The sequence below is a fragment of the Colwellia sp. MB02u-10 genome (genome assembly GCF_014077185.1).
Taxonomy (GTDB): Bacteria; Pseudomonadota; Gammaproteobacteria; order Enterobacterales; family Alteromonadaceae; genus Cognaticolwellia.
In genome coordinates, this window is the sequence record NZ_JACGVK010000142.1 from 1 (window position 1) to 305 (window position 305).

1 tRNA gene and 1 rRNA gene are annotated in these 305 nt (G+C 45.9%); both read left to right on the top strand.

The features are described 5' to 3' along the window. A 16S ribosomal RNA gene (locus H4J59_RS19075) occupies positions 1–102 on the top strand; the annotation flags it as partial. A 122-nt stretch (positions 103–224) separates the two neighbouring features. Next, positions 225–301: transfer RNA gene (locus H4J59_RS19080), tRNA-Ile, on the top strand. The last annotated feature ends 4 nt before the right edge of the window (positions 302–305 follow it).

The following is a 305-nucleotide window of genomic DNA, read 5'->3' on the forward strand; positions in this document are numbered from 1 at the left end:
TTTAACCTTTCGGGGAGGACGGTCACCACTTTGTGATTCATGACTGGGGTGAAGTCGTAACAAGGTAACCCTAGGGGAACCTGGGGTTGGATCACCTCCTTATCTTGAAGTAAAACAGCTTAATGAGAACCTCGGTTCTACGAGTGTTCACACAAATTACATGATAACAAATTAGAAGAAGTCCAAACACGCTAGCTTCGGACGTAAATTCTTGAAAGAGAAATAGGTCTGTAGCTCAGCTGGTTAGAGCGCACCCCTGATAAGGGTGAGGTCGGCAGTTCAAGTCTGCCCAGACCTACCAATTT